Source organism: Longimonas haloalkaliphila (assembly GCF_055379825.1).
This window is the reverse complement of sequence record NZ_AP043948.1, coordinates 2,718,144-2,744,858: the sequence shown is the minus strand read 5'-3', so window position 1 is coordinate 2,744,858 and position 26,715 is coordinate 2,718,144. Positions and strand designations below refer to the sequence as shown.

21 protein-coding genes and 1 CRISPR repeat array are annotated in these 26,715 nt (G+C 57.6%); of the genes, 17 read left to right on the top strand and 4 right to left on the bottom strand.

The window, feature by feature from the left end; all coding sequences use genetic code 11:
* Window positions 1-2 precede the first annotated feature (2 nt).
* The 7 genes from ACZ48V_RS10745 to cas2 all read left to right on the top strand — a co-directional run bounded on the left by ACZ48V_RS10745 (window position 3) and on the right by cas2 (window position 7,784).
* Complete coding sequence (locus ACZ48V_RS10745; protein ID WP_464539005.1) at window positions 3-800, top strand: hypothetical protein; 798 nt, start codon at window positions 3-5, stop codon at window positions 798-800.
* A 552-nt stretch (window positions 801-1,352) separates the two neighbouring features.
* Window positions 1,353-2,384, top strand: coding sequence for a hypothetical protein (locus tag ACZ48V_RS10740; RefSeq protein ID WP_464539003.1), 1,032 nt, complete (start codon window positions 1,353-1,355; stop codon window positions 2,382-2,384).
* Between the two features lie 60 nt (window positions 2,385-2,444).
* Window positions 2,445-3,374: a type I-PGING CRISPR-associated protein Cas7/Csp1 gene (gene cas7p, locus ACZ48V_RS10735; RefSeq protein WP_464539001.1), complete on the top strand. Its 930-nt coding sequence runs from the start codon at window positions 2,445-2,447 to the stop codon at window positions 3,372-3,374.
* A gap of 50 nt (window positions 3,375-3,424) precedes the next feature.
* Window positions 3,425-5,671 carry a CRISPR-associated helicase Cas3' gene (cas3, locus tag ACZ48V_RS10730; protein ID WP_464538999.1) on the top strand — a complete coding sequence of 749 codons (2,247 nt, stop codon included), beginning with the start codon at window positions 3,425-3,427 and terminating at the stop codon, window positions 5,669-5,671.
* Window positions 5,672-5,779: 108 nt separating this feature from the next.
* A complete protein-coding gene (gene cas4, locus ACZ48V_RS10725) occupies window positions 5,780-6,331 on the top strand; it encodes a CRISPR-associated protein Cas4 (RefSeq protein WP_464538997.1) in 552 nt (183 codons plus the stop codon).
* 60 nt (window positions 6,332-6,391) lie between these two features.
* Window positions 6,392-7,468 carry a type I-B CRISPR-associated endonuclease Cas1b gene (cas1b, locus tag ACZ48V_RS10720; protein WP_464538995.1) on the top strand — a complete coding sequence of 359 codons (1,077 nt, stop codon included), beginning with the start codon at window positions 6,392-6,394 and terminating at the stop codon, window positions 7,466-7,468.
* Window positions 7,469-7,520: 52 nt separating this feature from the next.
* Window positions 7,521-7,784 carry a CRISPR-associated endonuclease Cas2 gene (gene cas2 / locus ACZ48V_RS10715; RefSeq protein WP_464538993.1) on the top strand — a complete coding sequence of 88 codons (264 nt, stop codon included), beginning with the start codon at window positions 7,521-7,523 and terminating at the stop codon, window positions 7,782-7,784.
* Between the two features lie 251 nt (window positions 7,785-8,035).
* Window positions 8,036-9,518: a CRISPR direct-repeat array (repeat unit 30 nt; unit sequence CCTTTAATCGCACCTTTGAGGTATTGAAAT).
* 968 nt (window positions 9,519-10,486) lie between these two features.
* Here cas2 and ACZ48V_RS10710 read toward each other — a convergent pair.
* Window positions 10,487-11,365: a hypothetical protein gene (locus ACZ48V_RS10710; protein WP_464538991.1), complete on the bottom strand. Its 879-nt coding sequence runs from the start codon at window positions 11,363-11,365 to the stop codon at window positions 10,487-10,489.
* 80 nt (window positions 11,366-11,445) lie between these two features.
* Window positions 11,446-12,765, bottom strand: coding sequence for a UDP-N-acetylglucosamine 1-carboxyvinyltransferase (murA, locus tag ACZ48V_RS10705; protein WP_464538989.1), 1,320 nt, complete (start codon window positions 12,763-12,765; stop codon window positions 11,446-11,448).
* A gap of 56 nt (window positions 12,766-12,821) precedes the next feature.
* Between murA and ACZ48V_RS10700 the strand changes: the two genes are divergently transcribed.
* The 6 genes from ACZ48V_RS10700 to ACZ48V_RS10675 all read left to right on the top strand — a co-directional run bounded on the left by ACZ48V_RS10700 (window position 12,822) and on the right by ACZ48V_RS10675 (window position 20,746).
* Entirely contained in the window at window positions 12,822-14,129 is a 1,308-nt protein-coding gene (locus ACZ48V_RS10700) for a cysteine desulfurase family protein (protein WP_464538987.1), read from the top strand.
* Between the two features lie 61 nt (window positions 14,130-14,190).
* On the top strand, window positions 14,191-14,865 hold the full coding sequence (locus ACZ48V_RS10695) for a TIGR04282 family arsenosugar biosynthesis glycosyltransferase (protein WP_464538985.1): 675 nt from the start codon (window positions 14,191-14,193) through the stop codon (window positions 14,863-14,865).
* A 345-nt stretch (window positions 14,866-15,210) separates the two neighbouring features.
* A complete protein-coding gene (gene fbp, locus ACZ48V_RS10690) occupies window positions 15,211-16,260 on the top strand; it encodes a class 1 fructose-bisphosphatase (RefSeq protein ID WP_464538983.1) in 1,050 nt (349 codons plus the stop codon).
* Window positions 16,261-16,557: 297 nt separating this feature from the next.
* Window positions 16,558-17,316, top strand: coding sequence for a hypothetical protein (locus tag ACZ48V_RS10685; RefSeq protein WP_464538981.1), 759 nt, complete (start codon window positions 16,558-16,560; stop codon window positions 17,314-17,316).
* Between the two features lie 744 nt (window positions 17,317-18,060).
* Window positions 18,061-20,178: a glycogen debranching protein GlgX gene (glgX, locus tag ACZ48V_RS10680; protein WP_464543122.1), complete on the top strand. Its 2,118-nt coding sequence runs from the start codon at window positions 18,061-18,063 to the stop codon at window positions 20,176-20,178.
* Between the two features lie 169 nt (window positions 20,179-20,347).
* Window positions 20,348-20,746 (top strand): hypothetical protein, encoded by a 399-nt coding sequence (locus tag ACZ48V_RS10675; protein ID WP_464538979.1) that lies wholly within the window; start codon window positions 20,348-20,350, stop codon window positions 20,744-20,746.
* Between the two features lie 226 nt (window positions 20,747-20,972).
* On the opposite strand, the gene ACZ48V_RS10670 is transcribed toward ACZ48V_RS10675, so the two are convergent.
* Window positions 20,973-21,584 (bottom strand): TlpA family protein disulfide reductase, encoded by a 612-nt coding sequence (locus ACZ48V_RS10670; protein WP_464538977.1) that lies wholly within the window; start codon window positions 21,582-21,584, stop codon window positions 20,973-20,975.
* A complete protein-coding gene (gene ytxJ / locus ACZ48V_RS10665; RefSeq protein WP_464538975.1) occupies window positions 21,581-21,925 on the bottom strand; it encodes a bacillithiol system redox-active protein YtxJ in 345 nt (114 codons plus the stop codon). The genes ACZ48V_RS10670 and ytxJ overlap by 4 nt, the downstream gene beginning before the upstream one ends.
* A gap of 131 nt (window positions 21,926-22,056) precedes the next feature.
* On the opposite strand from ytxJ, the gene ACZ48V_RS10660 reads away from it, so the two are divergent.
* The 4 genes from ACZ48V_RS10660 to ACZ48V_RS10645 all read left to right on the top strand — a co-directional run bounded on the left by ACZ48V_RS10660 (window position 22,057) and on the right by ACZ48V_RS10645 (window position 26,650).
* Window positions 22,057-23,853, top strand: coding sequence for a M3 family oligoendopeptidase (locus ACZ48V_RS10660; protein WP_464538973.1), 1,797 nt, complete (start codon window positions 22,057-22,059; stop codon window positions 23,851-23,853).
* Window positions 23,846-24,529 (top strand): class I SAM-dependent methyltransferase, encoded by a 684-nt coding sequence (locus tag ACZ48V_RS10655; protein WP_464538971.1) that lies wholly within the window; start codon window positions 23,846-23,848, stop codon window positions 24,527-24,529. Before ACZ48V_RS10660 ends, ACZ48V_RS10655 begins: the two co-directional genes overlap by 8 nt.
* A 207-nt stretch (window positions 24,530-24,736) precedes the next feature.
* On the top strand, window positions 24,737-25,723 hold the full coding sequence (locus ACZ48V_RS10650) for a universal stress protein (protein WP_464538969.1): 987 nt from the start codon (window positions 24,737-24,739) through the stop codon (window positions 25,721-25,723).
* 54 nt (window positions 25,724-25,777) lie between these two features.
* A complete protein-coding gene (locus tag ACZ48V_RS10645; RefSeq protein WP_464538967.1) occupies window positions 25,778-26,650 on the top strand; it encodes a universal stress protein in 873 nt (290 codons plus the stop codon).
* Window positions 26,651-26,715: the final 65 nt, after the last annotated feature.

Below are 26,715 nucleotides of genomic sequence, written 5' to 3'. Positions count from 1 at the left end.
TCATGGACCTTTCGTTTTTCCTTGAACCGCCAGAGCTTGACGTGGCAGCTACGCTCACAGTGGAGGCATTGGCACCGCTTTCTATGTCTACAGCCCAGCCTGGCACCTATTATCGTTCGCAACGTGCACCCACAGACGCGATGCTGTATGGGTTACTGGAAAACGCCATGGGCATCCATCTGCCTGCAGGTGAGCGCAAGAAGACGCTCAAAAAGCTTCGGAAGGCGGCTAAAAAGAAACTGGGCCACGGCCACGAACTGAAGAAAACACCTTGGATCAAAGGACGCAGTGATGCGGAGTCGGGATCGGGATTTGTGAGCGTACTGCAACATCATCTCACGTTTGATACGGCCATTCTCCCCGAGGTGAAGAGCTTTGACGACCTATGGGCCCGCCATGCCCATCGTGCAGACGACTATGAGGGAGGAAGCAGACATAACGATGCTCGGATCACAGGACTTTACAATCGCCTGAACGATGAAGAGGATGACGCAAATTTCATCAGCAGCAAAGGAAGCGCTAACGTGATTGAGCCAGAAGAAATCGAAGCTGCAATACGCGGTGACATAGAAACCCCTAAAGTTCGCCAAAAAGAGTTGAAGGGGTATTTTCCCCAATACTATACAAGCCCTACACCGCGTGAGTACGTCATTCCTCAAAACGCTTATCGGTATCGGATCCAAACCACGGAGACGCTGGTGCAGCAGGTGCAAGATGCTCTTGAAGATCCGGCAGGTCCGCTCTACCTGGGCACCAATGATGTCTGGGTAGAAGCACGTCTCGATATTCTGCAAACCTAACACAAGTCTGATATGCCAGAACGCACACTCCCCGACTTTTTTGCACATACTTATCCACGCTATGGATTGGCTGCGGCAATCGTTGACCAGGATGTACTCGATTGGAAAGACATCCTTTCGGACACAGATCGTCTGCTTGAAACTGCTCGTGTTGCGATAAAGGGAGCAATGAACAGATTTCGCATCCACACCGCTTCTGATTTGGACAACGCAAAAACACTACAGTACCGATACCTTGGAGCAGAAGATATTGAGAAAGGGCAGGGAGCAGAAGATGGGTACTACGTGATGCCTCACGTGATTACAACAGACAGGCAAAGAGGAAATACAATCCAGGCTGTGTGGAATATGTTGGATCGGCTTGATCCACCTGTTAACCTAAATCGCACGGACAAACTTCAGCGATCACTCAGTCCGTTTGCAGCTAAACTTAACGCAGGATCCGCGTCTCTGTCTGATGAACGAACAGATGTTTTAGAAGCTGCATTTTCCCTTGTTGCCAGCATTACGCCACTCAAACCCGCAACACAAGTCGATTTCACCAATCAAGCAATGATCCCAGATCTGGATCTGGCGGGGCTTATTACCTTCGTGCGTCTGTTTCAGCGTATGCAGAGAACTGAAACAGGCAATGGGCTGACCCTCACGCGAAAAGAGAATTCAAACCGCAAACGTCCGCCCATTTTCGATGGCAACTACCCAGATGCCCCGGGCAGTCCGGCCTTTGGTCCTGTTGGTCTGATGGGTGCGATTGGGCAGTGGATGAAACGGGCAGACAGGCAGGCTGATGAGCAGAAGAAAGCCCGCGAGACGCTGGACGCAATGAAGGGTCGTTCCATATACCTGGTGAGCTACGACGGCAATCTGATGCGTCAGGAGTACATGGGACATCATGTGGCTCGTCTCGCCAAGAACTACAACCTGCCTAAGATAATCCAGAGCCTGTACCGCATTCGGTTCTATAATGCGGATCACAACAAGCCCGATAACAACACCCGCGCTACCTTTTTCAGGCTGGCCAGCCGGTTTCTACAGCTGTACACCAAGCCCGCATTCAAAGACTTTCTGGCATACCGGGCTATCTACGAAGCAAACCTTTCACCAATCATAGAGGAGTTCTTTATGGAAGAATACAAGATTGCACCTGGCATCGTTAAATCTGCCCGTGCGTACGGTGCCTACCTGAACGACGTAGCATATTACGCAGCTCGTGAGGAAGTCGACGAAAACAAAGAGCGCGACGACGGTGGAACCGGGCGCGACATTTATGACGCAAAAACACGCGTGCTGGCCCAGTTGGAAAGCACCGCTATGAGTGCGCGCCGTCCCAGCAGCTTGTTTGCACAGATCAACGTCATGGCAGGCCGCATGTCCGGGCGCGACGTCCCCGCCGAAGCCGAGCGGTTCATGGAAGCGGTACAGACCGGCGAAGTCGAGTTCGACGAGGCCAAAGACCTGGTACTTGCCTACATGCGGCTTCGGAAAGATACGCACGATTCATCTGCGCAAGATGGTGCCGAGGCGTCAGATGAAGACACCGATGCTGCTCCCTCCGACGAAGAGGGTTTGACTTTCGTCGAATAAACGCCTCAAAAACCGACGCTCCTACATCAATTTCCACGTATCAAAACCCTCTATTACGTTATGAACAACGTCAAAGGAATCTCTGTCGCTACGCTCGCTCCTATGCAGAATCACACCGCAAATGGTGGAGAGAAGCTACTGGGCAACGCATCATCAATCAAACGCCGCCCGGACGGCAAGGTCTACATTTCGGGGCAGATGCAGCGCCACGCGCTGTTTAGCGCGATTGAGCGCCTCAACATGGAGGACGAAAACCGGGGTGACACGTACGTAGCCAACGGAGACGGCACCACCGATAAAATTGAGGTCGACCTGCGCGCTGACATGGGCGGCTTCATGCATCCCTCGCAGGGCTCTTACAGCGGACGTCGCACAGCGCCAATCAGTGCAACGTTTGCCGTAGCTTCCGAGCCCAGCGACGTGGGCCGCGACCTCCTGATTCGTATCAAGCAGAACGAAAACAAAGACGCCACGCAAAAGCAGGCGCTTGCAACCAACGAGTTCAGCCAGGACGACGACATGCAGATGAGCTTCCATCTGGATGTATCGGCGCTCTCTGTTAGCAAAGCGTTTACCTACGAAGATGAACGCCACGTAGGCACCGAGTACGTCAAGCACGTAGATGAGGCAGAACGCCTCCGTCGCGCAAAGCTCTTCCTGAACGGCACACGGTTTCTGACGGACTACGCGAACCAGGCTCGCAACGCGACGACCGGTGAGCCGCAGAAGGTCTGCATCGTACTCGACACGCGTCTCTCGCGCAAAGCAGCTCGCTTTTTCCAGATGAACGACGCCGAGCGTGAAAACGTGCTGGCTGCGCTTGAAGCACGCGGTGCTCAGTACTTCCTCGGCGATGATACAACCACCGAGGGTCAAAGCGTCCATGAAGCCTACGAAGCGGCTTTGGATGCGCTTGAAGGACTCTATGACCCGACCGACGGAGCCGAACCGATGAGCTTTGAAGTCTTCACGACGGAGTACGAAGGATAGGGCATGTTAGCACTGTTTCTTCATAAGCAGCTCATAAGCGCCAGTCCGCTATGTCCAGACCTACTCTTGCCAAAACTGATGGCACCACGCTGCGTGATCACACGCAGCACGTGATTGACGAAGCGGTCCGGCACTTGGATGCGTTTCCGTTTCTCGAAGAAAAGTACGAAGCGCAAACCGGTGAACCGCTTCGCCCACAGGTGGTCCGTGCTGCTATGTACCACGATCAGGGCAAAGCAGCCAAGCCGTGGCAAGACGCATGCTGGGCTGACTACAACAATCAGTCAGGGCGTAACCTAATGAAAGTGGGGATGCGTCACGAAATTGCGTCGCTGGCATGGATCGACAGTAAGGGCATTGAGCTCACGTTTCCTGAACGGGCGGCGATTGCTGCTCATCATAGCAAACTCAGCTACCGCCAGAAGCATCGCTGGCTCGAAGACAAAGGGGGAGAGTTTGAAGCGTACTGGGATGAGTTCGATAACCGAGCGCGTCAGTGGACACTCGACCCGCCACCCGATCTCAAGCAGCGAGCCCTTCGTGAGCGATTTCGCATTAGTGGCGTGCGAACCATGCTCCGTATGGCCGATGTCCGCGCCAGCATCAAGGAGCAAGAAAAGTGGGTGCCTGATCTGAACGATCTTCAGTTCAACTACGATTTTCCGTATGACGCTCCACGCGGCGTGCAGAAAGCGATCGAAGACGGATGGGACGAACCAGTCATGATCCTGCGCGCACCTACCGGAAGCGGTAAGACGGATGCAGCACTGCTTTGGGCGAAGCACCAGATCGACGAAGGCTGTGCGGACCGGTGCGTGATTGCGATGCCCACGCGGTTTACATCCAACTCGCTTGCGCTTGACGTAGACGATAGCGTAAGTCGAGCCGGCCTCTACCACTCAAGCGCGTGGTACGCACGCCATAAAGAAAAGGCGGACCAGAGCCGCGAGGCCAAACACAAGGCCCAAGAGCAGCATCGACACGCTCGGCTCCTGGCAACACCTGTTAACGTCTCAACGATCGACCATCTGCTGATTAGCCTCACTGGCACACGCGAGGACCATCATAACATCTTTTACCACCTGTGTAACAGCTGTGTGGTCATTGATGAGGCGGACTTCTACGACCCGTTTGTTCAGGCCAACCTGCAGGAGCTGCTGGAAGTGCTCCAGCTATTTGACGTACCGGTGCTCATTATGAGTGCAACGGTTCCTGATGCCGCTAAGTCGTTTTACAGCACTGAGGTGCTGGCTGAAGACACCTCCGACCTTACTCGCACGCGTTGTTTTATCAAAGACGCTGGGGAAGCTGAGACGCCCGAAGACATCCAGTCTGTCTTAGAAGAAGCGGCCCGGCAGCCCGGTGCCATCATCTACGCAAACACGGTAAAGCGAGCGCTGGCCTACTACGATTGGTTTTGTGATCACGCGCGTCAGTATGGCTATGCAGAGAAAGACGTTACGCTCTACCACTCTCGTTTCACCGAGCCCGATAAGAAGCGTATAGAGAATGAGTTGATTGCAGCGCTTGGGGCCAAAGCCTGGGAAAATGGCACAGCAGGAGGCATCGCTGTACTCACCCAAATTGGCGAGATGAGCCTCAACATTAGCGCGCCGTTTATGATGAGTGAATTATGCCCTTATGACCGTCTGGCCCAGCGTGCTGGACGCCTGTCCCGGTTTGAAGACATGCCGCCCGGACCGCTTCATGTTGTGACACCTACAAAAGACGGGGAGCTCTACCCCGCGCCGTACGGATCTCCAGACCAAGAAACGTGGGAGTGGACACCAGCACGAGCACTCGTAGAAACCCAGAAACGGCTCACAGAGACACCGCATTCTGCCCAGGACTTCATTGATGCTGTCGATGCAATCTACGACACGCCCGAGTCTTTTGCACCGGTTTCAGAGCGTACGGAATTCAATCGAAGACAGCTATCCATGCATCTGAAGCAACATTGGCTGATTGTGGCTGCTCAATCTCCGGACGAAAAGGAAAACCGAACGGAAGAATGGATGAGCCGCGACATTCTGCCTCAGGAAACCGTGCTCACAGCATGTCCGAGGGACTTTGACACGTATCGAGACTACCAAGCGTTCGTGCAGACAAACGGGGTGAGCGTACCGGCATATCAAATCGAAATGGGGCAGCGGATAGGTCGTGTCCCAAACGAACAGGTGCACTTCCATGTCAGCGACGACGAAGAAAGCGCCTGGTATACGCCTGTGTACTCACAAAGCGAAGGTCTCATCTTGGGTATGGATCGCGGTCGATCGGTGCAAGATCGGTGCTTGTAGCAAAGGTCAAGGCATCAAGGCACAAAGTTCCCGACACCAAACGTCGCGCAATCCAGCACGGGCACGTATCATGACAGGGCGTTGTCTGTGCCCTACATCGTGTGTGTTATGAACGCGCCTTCGCACCTCCGCATCGGCGGGATGCTCATTGGCTACTACTGCATTTGCCCGCGCAAGGCGTGGCTGTCGATGCGGGGGCTGTGGATGGAGCAGGAGAGCCAGGCCGTCGCACTGGGGCGGCTGGTGGATCAGTCGAGCTACCAGCGCAAAAAGAAGGCGCTGATGCTGCATGCCGAAGCGCCATGCGGCACGCCGCTCGTGGGTAAGATCGACTGGGCGCAGCTCGACCACGGCGTGCTCCACGAAACCAAGAAAGGCCGCTCGTGCGAGGAGGCCCACATCTGGCAGCTCCGCTTCTGCCTGTGGCTCTTGCGCCTGAACGACGTCACCCGGGCCGACGGCGCGCCCTTTCGGGGCGAACTTAACTACCCAAAGCTACGCCGCACCGAATCGGTCGAACTGGAGCCCGCACACGAATCCCGTCTGGCCGACATGGTGGTCGCCCTGCGTCGTCTGGCAGGTCAAGATACCCCGCCGTCCCGCATCGATACGCGGTCGTTCTGCCGTCGCTGCGCCTACGAGGAGTTGTGTTACGGGTAAGCACCAACGCGCCGTGCTGCATCTGCCTGTTCGTATCCTATCCTGAACCTTCGCATCCCCATGAAACGCCCCTACTACCTCTTTTCGAACGGACGCCTGGCGCGTCATCAGAACTCGCTTCGACTGGAGCGCGCCACCGACGCCCGCACGCCGGGACGGTTGCCCGACGACACGGGCACACCCAGTGGGGAGCCAACCGGGCAGAAGGTGCCGTTCCCCGTTGAAAGCGTCGAATCGCTCTATTGCTTTGGGGAGATCGACATCAACGCCAAGCTGATCACGTTTCTGGCGCAGCACCACGTACCGGTTTTCTTCTTCGACTATTATGGTAACTACACCGCCAGCCTCTACCCGCGCGAGCACCTGCTGTCGGGACGGCTGAAGGTAGCACAGGTGACGCATCACACCGACTCTGAGGACCGCCTCACGCTGGCCCAGGCGTTCGTGCGGGCCGGACTGCACAACATCCGGCGCGTGCTCAAATATTACGCCGCGCGTCTAAACGGGGCCTCCGATGCAGTGGCGGCGGAATCCGACATTGCCGATCTGCAACAGCAAGCCCGCACCGCTGCCGATATTCCGACGCTCATGGGATGCGAGGGGCAGGCGCGCAATACGTACTATAGCACCTGGCCTACACTGCTGGGCACGGCGGGCGAGGCGTTTCCGTATGGGCAGCGCTCGCGGCAGCCGCCCTCCAACGAACTCAACGCGCTCATCAGCTTTGGCAACAGCCTCTGCTACACCGCCTGCCTGCGGCAGCTCTACCACACAGCGCTCGACCCCACGGTAAGCTACCTGCACGAGCCCGGCGACCGCCGCTTCTCGCTCGCGCTGGATCTGGCCGAGGTGTTCAAACCCGTGCTGGTCGACCGGGCGATTTTTCGACTCATCAAAACGCGCCAGATTCAGCCGAAGCACTTCGAAGACCGCCTCGGCGGCACCTACCTGAGTGAGGCCGGACGCAAGATTTTCGTGGAGCACTGGGACGACCGCCTGCGCCAGACCATCAAGCATCGCAGCCTGGGACGCAACGTGAGCTACGGACGCCTCATTCGACTGGATGCGTATGGCCTGGTGCGTCACCTCTGCGATCCGGTCGCCGACCCCTACGAGGGCTTCACGATGGACTGGTAAATCGATGGCGCAACACAGACACACATCCAAAATCTAAAATCCCAACTCCAACATGTACATCATCGCTGTGTACGACGTGAACGTAGACCGCGTCGCCAAAATGCTAAAGCTGTTTCGGCGCTACCTGACCTGGGTGCAGAACTCGGTGTTCGAGGGCGAACTCACGAAGGCGCAGTACGACCAACTCAAGCAGGAGGCCCAGGCCCTCATGGAGCCGACCGAAGATTCAGTCATCGTGTGGCACGTGCGGGCCGAGTCGTACATGGAGCGCGAAACGCTGGGCGAGGAGCCGGGCGAAACCGGACGCTTTCTGTGACCCCTGTTTAACGCCGCTCAAGGCTGTTTTGTCGTCGGCCTCGGTCGATTTTTGGAAAAACGGCACCCACAACCATCGTGCCACACTCCAAAATTTATGGATATGAAGCGTAGAACCAACGAGTTAGCGAATGTCGTCGTCCCCCCGGGGGGTTATGCACTACCGGAGGGTGACGAGATCTACGGACCCGGCACAACAAAAAACCGGCGTTCATTTGCATCTAAGCGGGCTAATATCCATATTCTGAAAGGCCTTTAATCGCACCTTTGAGGTATTGAAATTGTCGTCTTCTATGTCCTGCAGGATGGGGCGCATCCCCCTTTAATCGCACCTTTGAGGTATTGAAATGGGCGTCAGCTCCCACACGAAGCGTGTCGGTGCGCACCTTTAATCGCACCTTTGAGGTATTGAAATGTCTGCCATCGCCTCCTCGCGCATTGTGGTCACGACCTTTAATCGCACCTTTGAGGTATTGAAATGGGCGTCAGCTCCCACACGAAGCGTGTCGGTGCGCACCTTTAATCGCACCTTTGAGGTATTGAAATGTCTGCCATCGCCTCCTCGCGCATTGTGGTCACGACCTTTAATCGCACCTTTGAGGTATTGAAATGGGCGTCAGCTCCCACACGAAGCGTGTCGGTGCGCACCTTTAATCGCACCTTTGAGGTATTGAAATGTCTGCCATCGCCTCCTCGCGCATTGTGGTCACGACCTTTAATCGCACCTTTGAGGTATTGAAATCTATCGACCGGATCTTTTGATCTTCGAAGGTACTGACCTTTAATCGCACCTTTGAGGTATTGAAATCGAAAGCAGACACGTCCGGCTCCTGCGTGCCCCAGCCTTTAATCGCACCTTTGAGGTATTGAAATTGGTATCGACGCGTTCGCCGTCTTTGTTGGTGTAGGACCTTTAATCGCACCTTTGAGGTATTGAAATTGCCATTGCTCCGCTTCGGGCGTGGCGGGGGCGGTAACCTTTAATCGCACCTTTGAGGTATTGAAATTCAAGCGCGTTTCGAGGGCGTTGTTGATGCGCTCCTCCTTTAATCGCACCTTTGAGGTATTGAAATCCGAATGTGAAGAACGCATTCACAATACCACGTAGGCCTTTAATCGCACCTTTGAGGTATTGAAATCGCGCCTGGAGTGGACTACTATGGAGCGTAGGCGGCCCTTTAATCGCACCTTTGAGGTATTGAAATCAGATGTCCGGGCTGCTGGGTAAGCCGTCATGGCGGCCCTTTAATCGCACCTTTGAGGTATTGAAATATCCTTGAGGGCGTGCTGCTGCGCGTGCAAGACAATGCCTTTAATCGCACCTTTGAGGTATTGAAATTATCCACGCCCGTCTCCAGTGTCCAGCGCCCGCCTTCCTTTAATCGCACCTTTGAGGTATTGAAATCGAAACTCGACCCAGTCAATGAGGGAGTCCGGCGGCCTTTAATCGCACCTTTGAGGTATTGAAATGTGGGGCCCGCGCCACGCTGGCGCTTTTGCAATCACTCCTTTTAATCGCACCTTTGAGGTATTGAAATTTTGCATTTCGCTTGCTGGCGCGGAGCGGCTCCGGCTTTTAATCGCACCTTTGAGGTATTGAAATAGGGGCTGCGCACTGCTGACACGCCCGACCACCTTGCTTTTAATCGCACCTTTGAGGTATTGAAATTCTTGTAGCCCATGCGACTCAAAGAACCGCATGCCGCTTTTAATCGCACCTTTGAGGTATACGTAACGTCCCAGGGCACTGGGACGCTGTTGCGGAGCCCTCTTCGCATACGAGATGGTGCAGGAGTGTGCTTGGACACACGTTCCTGAGTGGTTGGTGTCCCATCGCCTCGGATGGTGATGCCCCGCCGCGTGGAGAGATCGTGCTTTATGCGCCGACGCAGGGCCCTGCGTCGTTACGGTAGGTTGGGGGCGCGCATCTGGAGTTCCCTCGGTTTCGCTCGGGACAAGCGCACCGTGGAGGTATACGTAACGTCCCAGGGCACTGGGACGCTGTTGTAGAGCTTCCTTCGCATGCAGAGGAAGAGCATGAGGTTGAGGTCGCGCTACTTTGGATGGCAGATGCCGCTCCGCATGGCAACGTATTGCTCCGGGCGACGCAGGCCCTGCGTCGTTACATCAGATTGGAGGGCGCGCACCTGGTGTGTGCTCGGTTTCGCTCGGGACAAGCGCACCGTGGAGGTATACGTAACGTCCCAGGGCACTGGGACGCTGTTGTAGAGCTTCCTTCGCATGCAGAGGAAGAGCATGAGGTTGAGGTCGCGCTACTTTGGATGGCAGATGCCGTCCCGCATGGTAACGCATCGCTCCGGGCGACGCAGGGCCCTGCGTCGTTACGACTGGTCAGTAGCCCCCGACGAGACACGTCTGCCCTGGCACGGCTTTGGGACGGGCACACCTTTGAGATAGATGTAACATCCCAGCGGCGCTACCACGTTATGATGAGATGATCGGAGGGATCGCCGTCGGTTGACCGGGGCAGGCCTGTCCACGCAGTGCCGGGATCCCTGAGCCCACAGCTTCGCGCGTACATACAGTACATACAGACAGTGCCGTCGCACAGTCCTGCAAACCGATGCGTACCCCGTAACGACGACCGGCCGTTCGAGGTTACCCTTACCAGGGCAGCACTTGCTTTTAATCGCACCTTTGAGGTACACGTAACGTCTTTGAGCTTCAAAACTGTGGCTCCGCTTAACATGCGGATATAAACACGATCAGAACAAGAATGACTGCTCCCCACACCATTTTGCGTGTGCTGAAGAAGCTACCTGAGGACTGATTGCCAGCATCTTTTCCAGAAGTCCTCCCTCCAGTCCTTGAAACGTTGAGTGTAGTTTCAGAAATATCTTCTTCTGAAACTACGAAGTTCGACTCTTCATCCTCTTTGAACGTCGGGGTAAAATTCCCTTTCGCGTATTTGTAGAGATTGGAAATGACAGGACGCACGTAGACGGCAACTTCTCTGACTTTGTCTTCGTCATACTTGGTACGTGTGTAATACTCCCAGTCTGGACTCGTACCTGGATTTATCGTATCAGGAAACGACTCAAGTGTCTCTTTCGCCTGTTTCTTGTTGAATACAGGACACAGTTCGCATGACTTGGAACGCTTTCTCAGCTCTTTTTCGATTGCCGGTTTGTCCACGTGCCAAACGCCAGCGCTGTCAAAGTTCCCTTTACTTATTCCACCAAAACGCCACTTCCCAGTAGGCATTCGAAGATTTTTGCATCCCCATATATTCCATTCACCATCTTCTTTCCCGAAGCAATACTGTTCGGGGGAGTCATCCTTTTTACGTCTTAGAAAGCACGATACGCCGTCCTGCAGAAGAGGGCCTTTAGAGCGCTCTTTTCCATTGACAGAAAACGATGAGGATTTCCAACGACGAACTAACTCCCAGATTTCTTCGGCAAGTTCTACCTCGCTAACACCTAGCTCAACAGAGTGAAGCTCGTCATCTTCATCGTCAAGTTGATATGACTGATGGTTTTCAGCGAGTTCGACAGCCTCGTCATAGTATCGCGAACTACTATAGCCGAATTCTATTCTGAAAAAAGATGTGTCGCTCATGGAAAGGAACGGTTGTCCTGTGGAAGATATGGTAATGAGTCAGCGCAAACATAAATCAAAGTGTTCACTTAGTCAAGAGACTACGCCGTGCGCTCGGCGATCCGCTCGGGCTCGGAAAACTCGTCGTACTGCTCGCGGTGGATGTCGATACCGGCCTGCTGCAGCTTCTGCTCCAGGTTCTCGTAGCCCCGATCCAGATGGTAGACGCGCAGCACGTCGGTCGTGCCCTCCGCTACCATACCCGCCAGCACCAGCGAGACGCTCGCCCGCAGGTCGGTGCTCATTACCGTGGCCGCCTTGAAGTCCGTCGGTCCGTGAATCGTGGCCGTGTCGCCTTTGACCGATGCATCCAGCCCCATGCGCTGCAGCTCGGGGATGTGCTTAAACCGGTCGTCGTAAATCGTGTCGGTGATGCGCGTGGTGCCGTCGGCATGCGCCATGAGCACGCCCCACTGCGCCTGCAGGTCGGTCGGGAAGCCGGGATACGTCGCCGTCGCAATCGACGTTGGGCGGATGCGGTCAGGCGGTGTAATGGTGACTACATCGTCCTCGTACACGATCGTGGCTCCTGTATCGGCAACGTGCTTTTTGAACGCGGCGCCCAGATGGGGGTGGTGTCCGTTTTCAACGCGAAAAGGCACGCCCGGCTCGCCAGCGAGCAGCGCCGCCACCATGAACGTTCCCATCTCGATCCGATCGGGAGTGTTGCGCACCGACACCGGCTCCAGCGCATCGACGCCTTGCACCTCGATAGTGCGGGTGCCAAGCCCGTCGATCTGTGCGCCCATTTGCTTCAGGGTTTCGCCAAACGCCACCACGTCGGGCTCCTGGGCTGCGTTCTCAATGCGCGACCCGCCCCGGGCCGTCACCGCACCCAGCAGCAGGTTGATCGTAGCGCCCACGCTCGACGGCTCCATCCGAAACGAGCCGCCCTGCAGGCGTCCGTTCGGCGTAGAGGCCACCACGTAGCCCTGGTCAAGCTCGATCGACGCGCCGAACGCCTTCATGCCCTCAAGGTGCAGGTCGACCGGACGCGGCCCCCAAGCGCATCCGCCCGGAAGCGACACACGCGCTTGCCCGCAGCGCCCGACCAGAGCGCCCAGCATATAGAACGAGGCGCGCATCTTCTTGACGAGTTCGTAGGGCGCCTCCGGATGGTCAACCCGGCTTGCATCCACCCGAAGCTGGTGGGCCGATTCGTCGAACGAGACCGATGCGCCCGACACGCGCAGCACGTTCGAGAACGTGTACACGTCGCGCAACGCCGGAATGTTGGTGAGCGTGGTGGTTCCATTGGCGAGGAGCGCAGCGGCCATAAGCGGAAGCGCGGTGTTCTTTGAGCCGCCAACGGGCAGCGATCCGGTGAGCGGCTGGCCGCCCGTCACAACAAGTTTGTCCATGGGTGGGGAGACTGCATTTTCGCACAACAACGAAGGGGAAACGTTCGTCTTAAAACGTGCATACCGATACTTGTTCGCAGCCACGCCTGCAGCCGCAGACGCTTCCTGCTTCGTGCGCGCTGTATTCGGCTGCTCTACGTATTTCGCAGGCCCTTTTGTTTACTGGATTCGAGGCAGTACGCCCCATGCAGACCAACACGCCAACCGATACCATCTACCTGGATCATGCCGCCAGTACGCCGCTCGGCGAGCCGGTGCTTGAAGCGATGATGCCGTACCTGACCACGCACCACGGCAATCCGTCGTCGGTGCACCGGTGGGGGCGCCAGGCGCGCGTGGCTGTCGAGGAGGCGCGCGAGCGCGTGGCCCGCTGCATTGGTGCCGAGCCGAGCGAGGTGGTGTTCACAAGCGGAGCCACCGAGGCGAACAACTGGGTCCTGCGCAAGCGGCTGGCGGATGCGGGGCCGGGAGCCCATCTCGTTACGTCGGTCGTGGAGCACGAGGCCGTGCTCGAACCGGCATCCGATCTCGAAGCAGCCGGCCACCGCGTCACCCGGCTGGTCCCCGACCGCTACGGACGCATCTCGCCGGATCAGGTCGAGGCGGCGCTGGATGACGATACCGCGCTCGTCTCGCTGATGCATGTGAACAACGAAACCGGCGCCCGCACCGACATTCCGGCTATCGCTGAGGTCTGCCGCGCCCGTGGTGTGGCGCTGCACAGCGACACCGTGCAGTCGATGGGGGTGTTGCAGAACGACGTGCAGGAGCTTGGGGTGGACTACGCCACTATTTCAGGGCATAAGCTTTACGGTCCCAAGGGCGTTGGGGCGCTGTACGTGCGCGGCGGCCACGCTCTGGCGCCACTCATTGAAGGCGGTAGCCAGGAGCGCGACCAGCGGGGCGGCACCGAGAATGTGGCGGGCGTGGTTGGGCTCGCTGCGGCGCTGGAGCAGGCCTACGAGCGAGCGCCAGACGAGGCCGAGCGTCTGGCGGCACTGCAAGAACTGCTGATGCAGCAGCTGCACGGCGCGCTGGGGACGTCCATCGTGTGCAATACTCCGCCCGAAGCGGATCACCGCGCGCCCCACATCGTGAACGTAGCCGTGCCGCCGAAAAACGGAGACCGCGTCGACGGCGAAATGCTGATCCTGAACCTTGATATGAAAGGCATTATGGCTTCAGCCGGCTCGGCCTGTACCAGCGGCACGCTTACGCCGAGCCATGTGCTGTCGGGTATTGGACTCGACGACGCGACAGCTGCCGCGGCCGTCCGGTTCTCGATGGGCGCCGAAACCACCGAAGTCCACCTGCGCCGCGCCGTAGAGGTGCTGCACGCGACGGTAGACCGGATGCAGTCGTAGCATCTGTTCGTACGTAGTAGCACCCCGCCTCGCATCCCCCTAACTCCTGCCCCCCTTGCGCATGCGCAACGCCCTTCTCGTCTTTGCCAAATGGCCGCGTCCCGGACGCGTAAAGACCCGGCTCACTCCGGTTTTGACCGATGAGGAGGCCGCCGCGCTCTACCGGGCGTTCCTGCTCGACCTGCTGGAGCAGACGCAGGCACTTCATGCCGATGTGCTGATTCACTGGGCGGCCCCTGTGCCGGCGGGTGAAGACCCGGAGCCGTTTGCTACCCGTGCAGACGGCATGCGCGTGCAGAAGGGGAACGCACTCGGAGCGCGCATGCAGCACGGCATCCAGGACGCGTTGTCTGACGGATACGAGCGCGTGGCGGTGGTTGGGAGCGATCATCCTACGCTTCCTACGGCCTTTCTGCGGGAGGCCTTCTCGGCGCTGGCGCGTCCGAATAGCATTACCCTGGGGCCGAGCTACGACGGCGGGTTCTACCTGATCGGGATGAATGCCTGTTACCCGCAGGTTTTTGCCGACATGCGCTACAGCCATCCACAGGTGCTGAACCAGACGCTCACGCGCATCGGGCAGACCAGCGCCCGGCTCACGGTGCTGCCGCGCTGGTACGACGTTGATACCCCGGCTGCGCTCCGCCTGATGTTGGCAGACATGGATAACGGGCAGCCGTCGACCTGCCATACCGAGGCGGCGGTCGAAACGCTCGGGCTGCGCTCGCTGGTGTAGCGTCGTGCACAGCCGCGCTCTGTCAGCAGGCGTCCGAACCAAAACGAAAGAGATCAGCAGCAAGGCAAAAGCAAGGACAGGAGGGGGGCGTACACGTCGTCTGATGAGCGCGCCCAATGGTTGCCCAATGGTTGCCCAATGGGTGCCTAACAGGGGCCTGCAGGACCAAGGACGACGGAGTCAGCGGAGTGTTTTCCGTGATTCCTGCGTAGAAGCGCTTCCATTTTTTGCAGAAACCCGTTGCATTCGGTTAAGCTAATGTGCACATTGTACACCTGATGCATCCACGAAGCGCTGCATTTGCTTCGTTTCCTTTCGTTTTCGTGATCAGGTCCCTTTGATAGCATGAGTGATTCTTCTATCGTTGAACACGCCGATCTGGGCGACTTCAAAACGCTTGAGCAGTTTATTCTGGAGCAGCAAAACCTGTTTGATCACTCCAGTGGCTCCTTTTCCAGGCTGCTGCGCGACATCAGTGTGGCGGCTAAGATTGTAAACCGCGACATGCGCCGTGCGGGGCTGCTCGACATATACGGGCAGACAGGCGTCACGAACGTGCAGGGCGAGGTGCAGAAGAAGATGGATGCGCTGGCCCACAAAGAGTTCGTGCTGGCGCTGCGCCGGGGCGGCGAGTGCTGCCTGATTGGCTCCGAGGAGCACGCCGAGGCCATTCCGATCGACGCAAGCAGCGAGTCGGACGGCCACTACATCGTGCTGATGGATCCGCTTGATGGCTCGTCGAACATTGATGTAAACGTGTCGGTTGGCACGATCTTCAGTATCTACCGCATCCCCGACGACGTGCCGCCCGAGGAGGCAACCCTCGACGATGCGCTGCAGCCGGGCACCGACCAGGTGGCGGCCGGATACGTGGTGTACGGCTCTTCGACTATGCTGGTCTACACTACCGGACACGGCGTGAACGGCTTCACGCTCGATCCCTCCATCGGCGAGTTCTTGCTCTCGCACCGCAACGTAAAAACGCCCGATCGTGGGCGCATCTGCTCGATCAACAGCGGAAATTACCACGCGTTCGACCAGGGGCTGCGCAACTACCTCAACTGGCTACAAGAGTACGACGAAGACGACCCAAACCGTCCGGCCAAGACGCGTTACATCGGGTCGTTCGTGTCAGACTTCCACCGCAACATGATGATGGGCGGCATCTACATGTATCCGGCTACGCAAGGCAACCCCGATGGCAAGCTTCGCCTGATGTACGAGGCCAATCCCATGGCATTTTTAATCGAACAGGCGGGGGGAATGGCGACCAATGGCGAGAAACGCGTTATGGAAATTGAGCCTGAAGCGCTGCATCAGCGCACCCCGCTCTTCATCGGGAGTCCCGATATGGTGAAGCGCGCCCATGCGTTTCTCAGGGGAGAGCGGTCGTAGCCTCTCTATGCAGGGCCGTCTGAGTGATAGTCTGAGCGACCAGTCTAAGCGAAAGTACAGTTTGAAAGACAGCCGGGCAGTTGGCTCCTGATGGGAACGTCTGGGCATCGTCGCCCCGTTTCCTGTTCAGGAAGTCGTGCTATTCAAAAGGCAGGGGCCGCCATGGTAGGTCGTTACCTACTGGTAGGCCCCTGCTGTGCTCGCAGGCCTGTGCGGGCGCTCCGGGTGCTCAACCCAGGTGTGCCACCGCGACGTCCCTGTCCCAACGTCTGTTGAATCAGTGGTTTATTGTGCTATATGGACATTGCCGATCTGCCGACGCGGGCTCCTGCGTCGGTGCCTGCCGAATCGCTGTCGATAACTGACCCGCCCCGGTGCACCTTCACAGGGTGGGCGCCCGAGGTGTTTGAGGTACTGGCACGGCTTCGAGAGACGCCTCATATCGACCAGTACAACAAAGAGAAGCCGCATCTGCACGAGGTCCTCAAAGATCCGTTTAAGCGCTACCGAGACGACCTGGTTGTGAACTGGGTGTTGCCGAGTCGGCTGGACTTTGAGACCGAGCGCTACGTGTTTAGCCGGCTGCTGAAGAACGATTTTGGGGCTGGCGGATGCCACGATAACCTGTGGATGGCGTTCTATCGCCCTCACACAAAGCGGCTAAAGGATGTTCAAATCTCCCACCGAATCGACCCTGACGGATTCCAAGTGGGTATTTTTGTGGGTGCTCACGCGACCGACCTGCTACGCCAGGCCAAGCAGCGCATCCAGCAGGCCCCTGAGGTCTACCTGCAGCACGTAAACGCATGCTTGCGCTGCGATCGGTGGCGCTTCTACTACCGCACCGGGCGCTCAGAGCCCACCACGCACACCGATCCGCTTGATACACTCCCCGACGCGGTGCACAACGCCGATGGCATTTGGCTTCGTCGTTTCATGCCGCGCGAGCAGGTGCTTGATTGGGGCAGTGATCTTGTCGCTGAAACGCTCAGCGCCGTACGGCGGGTCTGGCCGATCTACCGGTTCTACCTTTCGGATGCGACCGTAAAATCGTAGATGGGAAGGAGACACTACGGACAGGGGGTGGCAAGAGTATTGTGTTGCTATTGGTCTTTGTAATCATTTTCTTTCGTTGATAGGATGTAACGTTGCGTGCGCTTACGACTACCGAGTATCGTTCTGCGCACGATTGTTGCAGGTCACAGCTTTAAGCGCATGTAGATAGCGTAATTAAAAGCCCTGTAAGAGGCTTAGCTGCCACCAGCTGCCTGTTCTGGAATCTGCAGGTGACCGTCGTAGGTCGCTAAAAGATGGCTAAAGGCCAAAAAAGTCCAAAGATAGAGAGATGCAGCGTTGCTACGCTATACGTTGCCACACATGCGTGGATGGGCACTACCGTATAAAACGGTAGACAAAGATGGGCCGTATAAAACGGTAGACAAAGATGGGCTGGAGACGGATAAGGATAGGCCGGAGGACGAGACAGAAAGAGAGGCCAGTTGGTCCAGTCAGTACAGTGCCAGTGCCAATGTGGGTGAGCTGTCTGCTAAAAAGAGCAGGGACAATGCGCCAGAAGCGACGCAAAAAAGCGGGTCGCCTGCGCACCAGACAAGGCAAAATTAACGTAAGCTGTTTCAGCAGCGTCCAGATAGCAGGTTCACTGCCAGGTTCACTGCACTGTGCAGCGCCTGTGTTGTTTACTCAATACCCAAGAAAGTGATGTTCGAAGAAGAGATCGTGACTCCGCAGGATGTGGAGATTGAGAAGCGCGTGCAAGACGGACTGCGAATCCGCGCGGGCATGCCGTATCCGCGTGGGGCAACCTGGGATGGCATCGGCGTGAACTTCGCGCTGCACAGCGCGCATGCCGATAAGGTAGAGCTGTTATTGTTTGAGAATGCCGACGACGACCGGCCCAGCCACGTCTTTGAGTTGCCCGAACAGACCGGTCCGATGTGGCACGGATACATCGTAAACCTGCGCCCTGGGCAGCTCTACGGCTACCGGGTATACGGCCCCTACAACCCGGAGGCAGGGCAGCGATTCAACCCCAACAAGGTCTTGCTCGACCCGTACGCGAAAGCCATTGGCCGGCCGTTGTCGTGGGATTCAAGCCTTTATGGCTACGACACGTCAGACGCCCAGGCTGATCTTTCGTTTAGCGACGAAGACAGCGCCCCCTACGCGCCGCTCGGGGCCGTTGTTGAAGAAACGTTTGCGTGGCAGCGCGACCAGTCGCCGGGCATCCCGTGGGAAGAGACGGTCATCTACGAGACCCATGTGAAAGGCGCAACCCAGCGGCACCCAGACGTGCCGCCCTCGCTGCGAGGTACCTATCTGGGGCTGGCCTCCGAGCCGATGATCGACCACTTCAAGAGTCTGGGGGTCACCACTGTGCAGCTGCTGCCGGTGCATGCAAAGCTGAATGATCACTTCCTGGTAGAGAAAGGACTCACCAACTACTGGGGATACAACACACTGGCCTATTTCGCGCCGGAGCCCTCGTATGCGAGTAACGGGTCGATTTCGGCGGTGCGCGACTTTAAGATGATGGTGCGCTCGCTACACGCAGCGGGACTTGAGGTCATTATCGATGTGGTCTACAACCACTCGTGCGAAGGGAGTGAGCTGGGACCGACGCTCTCGTTCCGAGGCATCGACAACAAGACCTACTACAAGCTGAATCCCGACCAGAAGCGGTATCATATCGACTACACCGGAACGGGGAACACCCTTGATCCGGGCGACTCATACGTGCTTCAGATGATCATGGATAGCCTGCGGTACTGGGTTGAAGAGATGCACGTAGACGGCTTCCGGTTTGACCTGGCGTCGACGCTGGCGCGCGAGCTCTACGACATTGACATGCTCGCTCCGTTCTTCAAGATCATCCAGCAGGACCCGGTGATCAGCCAGGTGAAGCTGATCGCTGAGCCGTGGGACGTGGGGCCGGGCGGCTATCAAGTGGGGGGCTTCCCGTGGCAGTGGGCCGAGTGGAACGGTCGCTACCGCGATTCGGTGCGCAGCTTCTGGCGCGGCGACCAGGGACAGAATGGCGAGATCGCGACACGCGTTACCGGATCTAGCGATCTCTATGAACGCTCTGGGCGACGCCCTTTCGCATCCATTAATTTCATAACCGCTCACGATGGATTTACGCTTGAAGACCTTGTAAGCTACGAGGAGAAGCATAACGAAGCCAACATGGAAGATAACCGAGACGGCCACGGCCATAACCTCAGCGTGAACTGCGGTGTGGAGGGGCCTTCAGAAGACCCGGTAGTGCTGGCCTGCCGGGAGCGTCGCAAACGCAGCCTCATGGGCATGATGCTGTTGTCGCAGGGCGTTCCCATGATCCTTGGCGGTGACGAGCTCTCGCACACGCGCGGCGGCAATAACAACCCGTACTGCCAGGATAACGAAACGACCTGGTACGACTGGAACCTGACGCCTCGAAAAGAAAAGTTTCTGGAGTTTGTTCAGGGGCTTACCGCGTTCCGGAAGCGGCACCCCAGCTTTCGACGCCGCCATTTCTTGAGCGGCCCGGAAGGAAAAGGAGTCAGTGATGCCGTATGGTGGCACCCTGACGGACGCGAAATGAACAGCGGCGACTGGGACAACAGCCACCTCACAACATTTGGGTTCATTCTTCGTGGTGTTCTTTCACGCAAGAACGGGCGGGGTACGCTGGTGCGTGACGACACGTTCTTCGTCGTGATGAACCAGAGCGATGAGCAACGAACGGTGCACCTGCCCGAGAACGAGCACGTAATGGACGGCACCTGCCTGCGGTGGGTGGTCGTGCCGGAACTCCGCGAGGGGCTGGCGACCGCGCAGACGCGTTACGCCCCTGGTGGACTCCTGCGCCTGCCCGGACATACGCTAACGGCGATGCGCGCCGAAATCGAATCGGATTGACGTGCAGCAGTGGGGACGAAAGACAGCCCCCCGAGACAAACGAAGCATGCGCGTTCACAGGGCGAGGAAGCGAAGTGGCTGTATTCCTGTAGAGGAACAAAACGCCCCTATCTGCATTGAAAGCGATTCCTTAACACGCTATATCTGATCTTACGTTTTTACGTACTCCATGCCGCAAAAGGTGAATACCATCCCGCTGGACGAGCTCTCCAACGACGTTCAGCTTTCGAAGCAGACCATTGTACGATGGATTGATCGTCACCTGATCGATGCTGAGTTAGACTGGTCGCTCTCCGATAGCAACGAGGAGGTGCGCATGATCACGATCTCTGACGACTCGCTCGATTTTTTGCGCTCGTTTGCAGAGGAGTACCGCGAAGACGTTGTGAGCCGCACCGAGGCGCGTCACATCTTGAAGCAGATCGACCGCAAGAAGATCAAGAAGCTCATCCGTGCAGGCGATGTTAAAGACGTTGAAGTTGACGAAGAAACGCGCATCGTCGTGGGGAGCATTGAGGACTATCTACGCTCCCGTGAGGGAACCATTGAAGAAGAGGAAGAGGAATAACCCCATAGGGTCACGCTTTGCATATGCTGATCTAACATGTGTAAGCTCACATGTAGAAATGGCTGAAGCGCTCTTATCTGTTGGCCGGTAGGTCTTTAGATCACAGGCCCCCTGACCCTCCTGTATCTCAATGCAGACTGTCAGGGGGCTTTTCGCTTCTTGTAAGCTAAGAAACATTGCGAGGCGCAGAAGGGCGGAGCGGATCTTCCATTTCGTACGGTCTTGTCTACAAGCGGTCAGCAACCGCGGCATCCGCATCAAGCCACGCGTCGAGCTGCTCGCGAAGCGAATCCACGTCAAATAGTCCCATGATGCGGTGCGTCACCATGCCGTCGGGACTGATCAAGAGCGTCGTAGGCAGTGCGTAGATTGATCCGAGCGCTTCTTCCAGGCCATCATCCTGGCCTATAACGAGCGGATAGTTAATCTCCATATCTTCAGCATACGGCGCAACGACCTCGGCGCCTTCGTTATCGCGCGAAATGCCCAGGACCACAAGTCCATGATCGCCATACTCGTTCTGCAGATCAATCAGGTCGGGAATCTCGTGGCGGCAGGGCGGGCACCAGGTCGCCCAGAAGTTCACAACAGCGACCCCGTCGACCGCGTCAAGCGTGATCTGGTCGCCGTCCATTGTTTCCAGGGTAAGAGAAGGCGCCGGGAAGGGCTCTTCAAGAGCCGACTGCTGAATCGCCGGATAGCCCTCGCCGTCGGTACTTGGCCCGATGGTGCGAGGCGCGTCAGCCGGGTCCGGACGGTCGTTGTCAGACGTACATCCAACACCAACTGCAAGCATTCCGACGAGCAACAGCGAAAGAAGCGTGCGAAAAGAAATCATAGGTCAAGCTTGAGGCGATGAAGAGCTTTCGTGAGGCGTTCAGCGGACACGCCATGGTGGTTCTCGTGCGCTACCACGTCGCCCTGATGTACGAAGATGGCCTGTGGGGTTTCGTGGCGTAGATTGAGATCGTCTGCGATCTGGTCCGACACCTCGCGTGCAGACTGCACAACCACGCGATATACAGGGTAGTCGGTGTGGTCGGACTGCCACGTTTGCACGTTGCGTTCGGCCCAGGCGCTGGCCGGACAGATTGCGCTGTGCTTGTAAATCAATACCGGCTGCTTGTGGGAAGCCTGGCGGGCTGCTTCCCAATCAGATAAAGACGTAAGGGAAGTCATTTCAGTGCTCATACAGAACCAATTCCAATCCAAAAGTCAATCAACAAAGTGAAGGGTCGAGCGTTACCAATCACGTGCAATTACCACACCGTTTTCGACCGCGTTTTTCCCAACAAGGCACCCATGCGACCATGGCTCAACCGACAACCTCTGCCGACGCTGTTCAGTGGGATCTAACAGACCTCTACGCCACCCCAGGTGCGTTGCGAAGCGACGTAGAGGCGTTACAGGAGGATGCGCAGGCATTTGCCAGCACGCATCGCGGGCAGGTGGCTACCTACGATGCTGGTGCGCTGGCATCGATGCTCGACACGTACGAAACGCTTATGGATCGAGCCGGTCGAGCGCATGCTTATGCGTTCCTGCGGTGGGCTACGGATACCAATGACGATGAGCGTGGCGCACTGTTGCAATACGTTCGCGAACAATATGCACAAATTCAGCAGCAGGTGCTCTTCGTAGAGGTCGAATGGGCCCAGGTCGACGATGCGCGCGCCGAAGCGCTCTACAACGACGAAGCCTTGTCGGACTACAAGCACTACCTCGACGTTGAGCATAAACAGGCTGAGCACGTACTGAGTGAGCCGGAAGAGCAGGTGCTCTCTGAAAAAAACGTGACCGGCCACAGCGCCTGGACGCGCTTCTTTGATGAAACCTTGAGCCGCCAGCGCTACACGGTAGATGGGGACGAGATGTCGCAGCAGGAGGTCCTATCGCAGCTTTACGAGCCCGATCGCAACGTGCGCCGCACAGCAGCAGAGGCGTTCACCGAAGGACTCGTCGAGCAGCAGCGTCCGCTTACCTTCGTCTTCAACACGGTGCTCGCCGACAAAGCCTCGACCGACCGCCTGCGCGGGTACGACCACTGGCTACAGGCACGCAATGCCTCGAATCAGGTAGAGCACGAAATGGTCGAGGCGCTGATCGAAGCCGTTACGGGACGCTACGACCTTTCTGGGCGCTTCTACCAGATTAAAAAGAAGCTGCTCGGGCTCGATACCATGTACGACTACGACCGGTATGCGCCCATCCAAGAGGCAACGACCACGTACGAGTGGGGCGATGCCCGATCGCTCGTGCTCGACGCCTACGGTCGCTTCCACCCGAAGATGGCCGACATTGCGCGCCGCTTCTTTGAGCGTAACTGGGTCGACGCTGCTCTTGCCGACGGAAAGCGCAGCGGCGCCTTCAGCCACGGTACCGTACCCAGCGTACACCCCTACGTGCTCATGAACTACACCGGGCGCTCGCGCGATGTCCAGACGCTGGCCCACGAACTGGGCCACGGCGTGCATCAGTACCTCTCACGGGGTCAGGGCGTTCTGCAACAGAGCACGCCGCTCACCACCGCCGAAACCGCTTCTGTATTCGGAGAGATGCTCGTCTTTCAGGAATTGATGGAGACGCAAGACACGCCCGAGGACAGGCTGGCGCTGCTTATCAGCAAGATAGACGATACCATGGCCACGGTATTCCGTCAGGTGGCTATGAACCGGTTTGAAGATCGGATCCACACGCATCGCCGCAACAAAGGCGAGCTCTCGCCCGACGCGTTTGCCGAGCACTGGATGGAGACGCAGCGCGCCATGTTCGACGGAAGCGTCACGCTGGGAGAGCACTATCGCCACTGGTGGAGCTACATCCCGCATTTTCTGCATACGCCGGGGTATGTGTACGCGTATGCCTTTGGCGAACTGCTCGTGCTTGCGCTCTATGCCCGTTACCAGGAAGCCCCCGACGGATTCGCCGATCGCTACTTGTCGGTGCTCGAAGCGGGCGGGTCTGAATGGCCACACCGCCTGATGGAGCGCATGGGCGTCGATCTTACGAATCCGGACTTCTGGGAGGAGGGACTCGTAGAGGTCGAGGCCCTCATCGACCGCGCTGAATCGCTCTCTGACACTGTATCGTCTGCTGCCCATGCCTGATCATCCTGCAAAAAACCCTGCTGGTTGCGTTCGCAACCAATACGAGAACAGCCAACGTGAGAGCAGCAAGCCATCGTTTTGGGATGAGCGCTACCGGGTACACGAGCGCCTCTTCGGGGAAGTGCCAGATCCGTTCCTGGCGGATGCACTGCGCCAGCTTCCCCCCGCATCGTCGGTGATCGACGTAGGAGGCGGCGACGGCCGCAACACGCTCGCCGAGGTCGCGGCCTGCGGAGGCACGCTCACCGTACTCGACTTTGCAACGAGCGCACTCGACACCGCTGCCGCGTGCGCAGCACAGGAGCAGCTCCCCTTCGCGGCCCTGCACGCCGATGTACGTGCTTGGCAGCCCCGCAAGACGTATGATGCAGCCGTGGTAGCCTTTGTGCAGCTGCTGCCTGCAGAGCGAAAGCAGATGTACGAACGTCTGCGTAAGGCCGTGCGTCCAGGAGGGCACATCATCGGACTCTGGTTCCGTGGCGACCATGCCAACGACGCGTATGACCGCATCGGACCCTCAAAGCCCGACCGCTACGTGCTCCCAGGTGAACTGCAAGAAGCCTTTTCGGGGGATACGATTCGTCAGTGCACCGCCGCAGATCGGCGCGTACAGCAAGGACCGGTGCTGCGAGGCCATGCGGCGCTCATCCAACTGCATGCAATCCGCAAAGCATAGGCAGCTGCAAGGTCGTTGGCAGCGTGTCTGATGATCGCTGCGCTGCGCATCCAACGTCCTGAGGGGGGCGGCTTAACCATACGGCTTAACCAAAAGCGGACCCCGAACAGGAGAATCAGTATTGCAAAATAACTCCCTGCGTCCTATTCTCCGGAAGAGAGCATAGACGCATCTTTTCACTGACGTTGCTTAGCATAACAAATTATTATGCTTGATCTTAATGATATTCTCGTGCCCCGCGATTTCTCGTCAACCTCTGATCGGGCCTTGCAGTATGCGCTGGATTGGGCACGGCGTACGGGAGCTACACTGCATGTGGTGCATGCCAAGGTGCTGCATCAGAACATAGACCAGGAAACGATTGAGGCTGAGCGTGGCACAATGAAGCAGCTGCGTGAGCAGCTCCGCCACGTACAGGGCAACGACATGAGCAAAGGGGCCGTAGATCTTGAGGAGGCGGTGGTGCGCGATGTGGCGGCTGCGCCAGCCATTCTGGAGTATGCGGAAGACCACGATATCGATCTGATCGTGATGGGCACGCACGGGCGGCGTGGGGTGCGCCGCATGATCATGGGAAGCGTGGCCGAAGAGGTCGTACGCTATGCTGCATGCCCGGTGCTGACCGTTCGGGGGGAACCCGTAGATATGGCCGACGCGCCGGACCCCATTCAGACCATTGGGGTGCCGGTCGATTTCTCAACGCATTCTCGGGAAGCGCTTTTACACGCGGCTGCTGTGGCCGATCTGCTGGATGCCGATTTGTTCGTGCATCACGTTCTTGAGGATACGCTGCATCCGGCGTTTTACGTGGGGGGGGTGCAATCGGTGCACGACATCGACCCCGACATTGAAACCAAGGCGCTGGCGAAGCTCGATCGCTTTGTGGAGGAGACCCTACAGGCGCTGGCGTACCAGGACGTCGTAGTGCGAACACGGGTCGATGTAGGGAGCGCAGCGCGGCTCATCTCCAAAGTGGCAAAAGAGGAAGACGTTGACCTGGTGGCGATGGCAACGCATGGGCGCACAGGAGGCACGACCTTCAAGCTGGGGAGCGTTACGGAAAAGGTGGTACGGCACACCCGGTGCCCGGTACTTACCGTAAAGGTGCACGGACGCAGCCTGTTGGCGACCGAGGAAGCGGCAGCAGATGCGCCAGCAGCAGACGCGTCAGCAGCAGACGAGTCTGCGGCATAGCTTCCCCTGCAGTGTATTTACGTTTCCCTTTTGTTTATCTGACCAAGCATGCCCATGGACACGATCGAACGCATTCTTGTACCGACTGATGGGGCTGAGCCCGCGTCGTGGGCCCTTGAACACGCCCGCTTTCTGGCCAACGAACACAACGCAACGCTGCACTTCATCCACGTATACACATCCGACGAAGGGCCCGTCGACTCGCTTGAGTTGGCTTCGTTTGAATCGGAGGCGTCGATACCAGCGCCGGACGTACTCAAAGATACGCCGTACCCGGTGGTCAAACGATCGGTCACGTATCCGTCGGTGTCTGATGGCATTGTGCGGTACGCCAGGCAAGAAGAGATTGACCTCATCGTTATGGGAACGCATGGGCGCACCGGTGTGCATCGGGCTATGCTGGGAAGCGTGGCAGAGAAGGTGGTACGCCACGCGCACTGCCCGGTCTTGACCATGCGTGAACAGACACACCGCTCCCCCCAGCAGTCGATCGACCACATTTTGGCACCGATTGACTTCTCGTCGCACACGCATATCGTAACAGACCAGGCTACTGCCTTCGCCAAACGATACGGCGCGCGCGTCACGCTGCTTCATGTTCTGGAAGACATTGCTGTGCCAACGACCTACGGCATTGATCCCATGATCACGGATTCAGAGCCTGTGCGTGCACGTATTACGGAACGTTTGAGCCGAGAGGCCGACATGCTGCGCGGGCAGGGCGTTGAGGTAGCGTCGCGGATCCGCAGCGGAAACCCGGCGGAAGAGATTCTGGCACTGGCAGAGAACGACGAGGTCGACCTGATCGCGATTGCAACGGTTGGGCGCACAGGAATTGCCCGTTTTCTGCTGGGAAGCGTAGCAGAGAAAGTGGTACGCCAGGCCCCGTGCCCGGTACTCACAGCCCGCCGATCGAGCCAGAAATAGAGGCCCGCGCCTCCCCCTTTGTTGCACAACAGATGGGAGACAGCGCTCTGTTTTCCGAAAGGTAA

Excerpts from the sequence above, each read along its gene's own strand:
- ACZ48V_RS10740 (WP_464539003.1), top strand. The coding sequence starts at position 1,353 with ATGATCCCAGATCTGGATCTGGCGGGGCTTATTACCTTCGTGCGTCTG.
- ACZ48V_RS10675 (WP_464538979.1), top strand. The coding sequence starts at position 20,348 with ATGCCGCAAAAGGTGAATACCATCCCGCTGGACGAGCTCTCCAACGAC.
- cas4 (WP_464538997.1), top strand. The coding sequence starts at position 5,780 with ATGAACGCGCCTTCGCACCTCCGCATCGGCGGGATGCTCATTGGCTAC.
- ACZ48V_RS10745 (WP_464539005.1), top strand. The coding sequence starts at position 3 with ATGGACCTTTCGTTTTTCCTTGAACCGCCAGAGCTTGACGTGGCAGCT.
- glgX (WP_464543122.1), top strand. The coding sequence starts at position 18,061 with ATGCCGTATCCGCGTGGGGCAACCTGGGATGGCATCGGCGTGAACTTC.
- ytxJ (WP_464538975.1), bottom strand. The coding sequence starts at position 21,925 with ATGACTTCCCTTACGTCTTTATCTGATTGGGAAGCAGCCCGCCAGGCT.
- ACZ48V_RS10660 (WP_464538973.1), top strand. The coding sequence starts at position 22,057 with ATGGCTCAACCGACAACCTCTGCCGACGCTGTTCAGTGGGATCTAACA.
- cas1b (WP_464538995.1), top strand. The coding sequence starts at position 6,392 with ATGAAACGCCCCTACTACCTCTTTTCGAACGGACGCCTGGCGCGTCAT.
- ACZ48V_RS10645 (WP_464538967.1), top strand. The coding sequence starts at position 25,778 with ATGGACACGATCGAACGCATTCTTGTACCGACTGATGGGGCTGAGCCC.
- ACZ48V_RS10670 (WP_464538977.1), bottom strand. The coding sequence starts at position 21,584 with ATGATTTCTTTTCGCACGCTTCTTTCGCTGTTGCTCGTCGGAATGCTT.
- ACZ48V_RS10695 (WP_464538985.1), top strand. The coding sequence starts at position 14,191 with ATGCGCAACGCCCTTCTCGTCTTTGCCAAATGGCCGCGTCCCGGACGC.
- cas2 (WP_464538993.1), top strand. The coding sequence starts at position 7,521 with ATGTACATCATCGCTGTGTACGACGTGAACGTAGACCGCGTCGCCAAA.
- ACZ48V_RS10710 (WP_464538991.1), bottom strand. The coding sequence starts at position 11,365 with ATGAGCGACACATCTTTTTTCAGAATAGAATTCGGCTATAGTAGTTCG.
- cas7p (WP_464539001.1), top strand. The coding sequence starts at position 2,445 with ATGAACAACGTCAAAGGAATCTCTGTCGCTACGCTCGCTCCTATGCAG.
- fbp (WP_464538983.1), top strand. The coding sequence starts at position 15,211 with ATGAGTGATTCTTCTATCGTTGAACACGCCGATCTGGGCGACTTCAAA.
- ACZ48V_RS10650 (WP_464538969.1), top strand. The coding sequence starts at position 24,737 with ATGCTTGATCTTAATGATATTCTCGTGCCCCGCGATTTCTCGTCAACC.
- ACZ48V_RS10655 (WP_464538971.1), top strand. The coding sequence starts at position 23,846 with ATGCCTGATCATCCTGCAAAAAACCCTGCTGGTTGCGTTCGCAACCAA.
- ACZ48V_RS10685 (WP_464538981.1), top strand. The coding sequence starts at position 16,558 with ATGGACATTGCCGATCTGCCGACGCGGGCTCCTGCGTCGGTGCCTGCC.
- cas3 (WP_464538999.1), top strand. The coding sequence starts at position 3,425 with ATGTCCAGACCTACTCTTGCCAAAACTGATGGCACCACGCTGCGTGAT.
- murA (WP_464538989.1), bottom strand. The coding sequence starts at position 12,765 with ATGGACAAACTTGTTGTGACGGGCGGCCAGCCGCTCACCGGATCGCTG.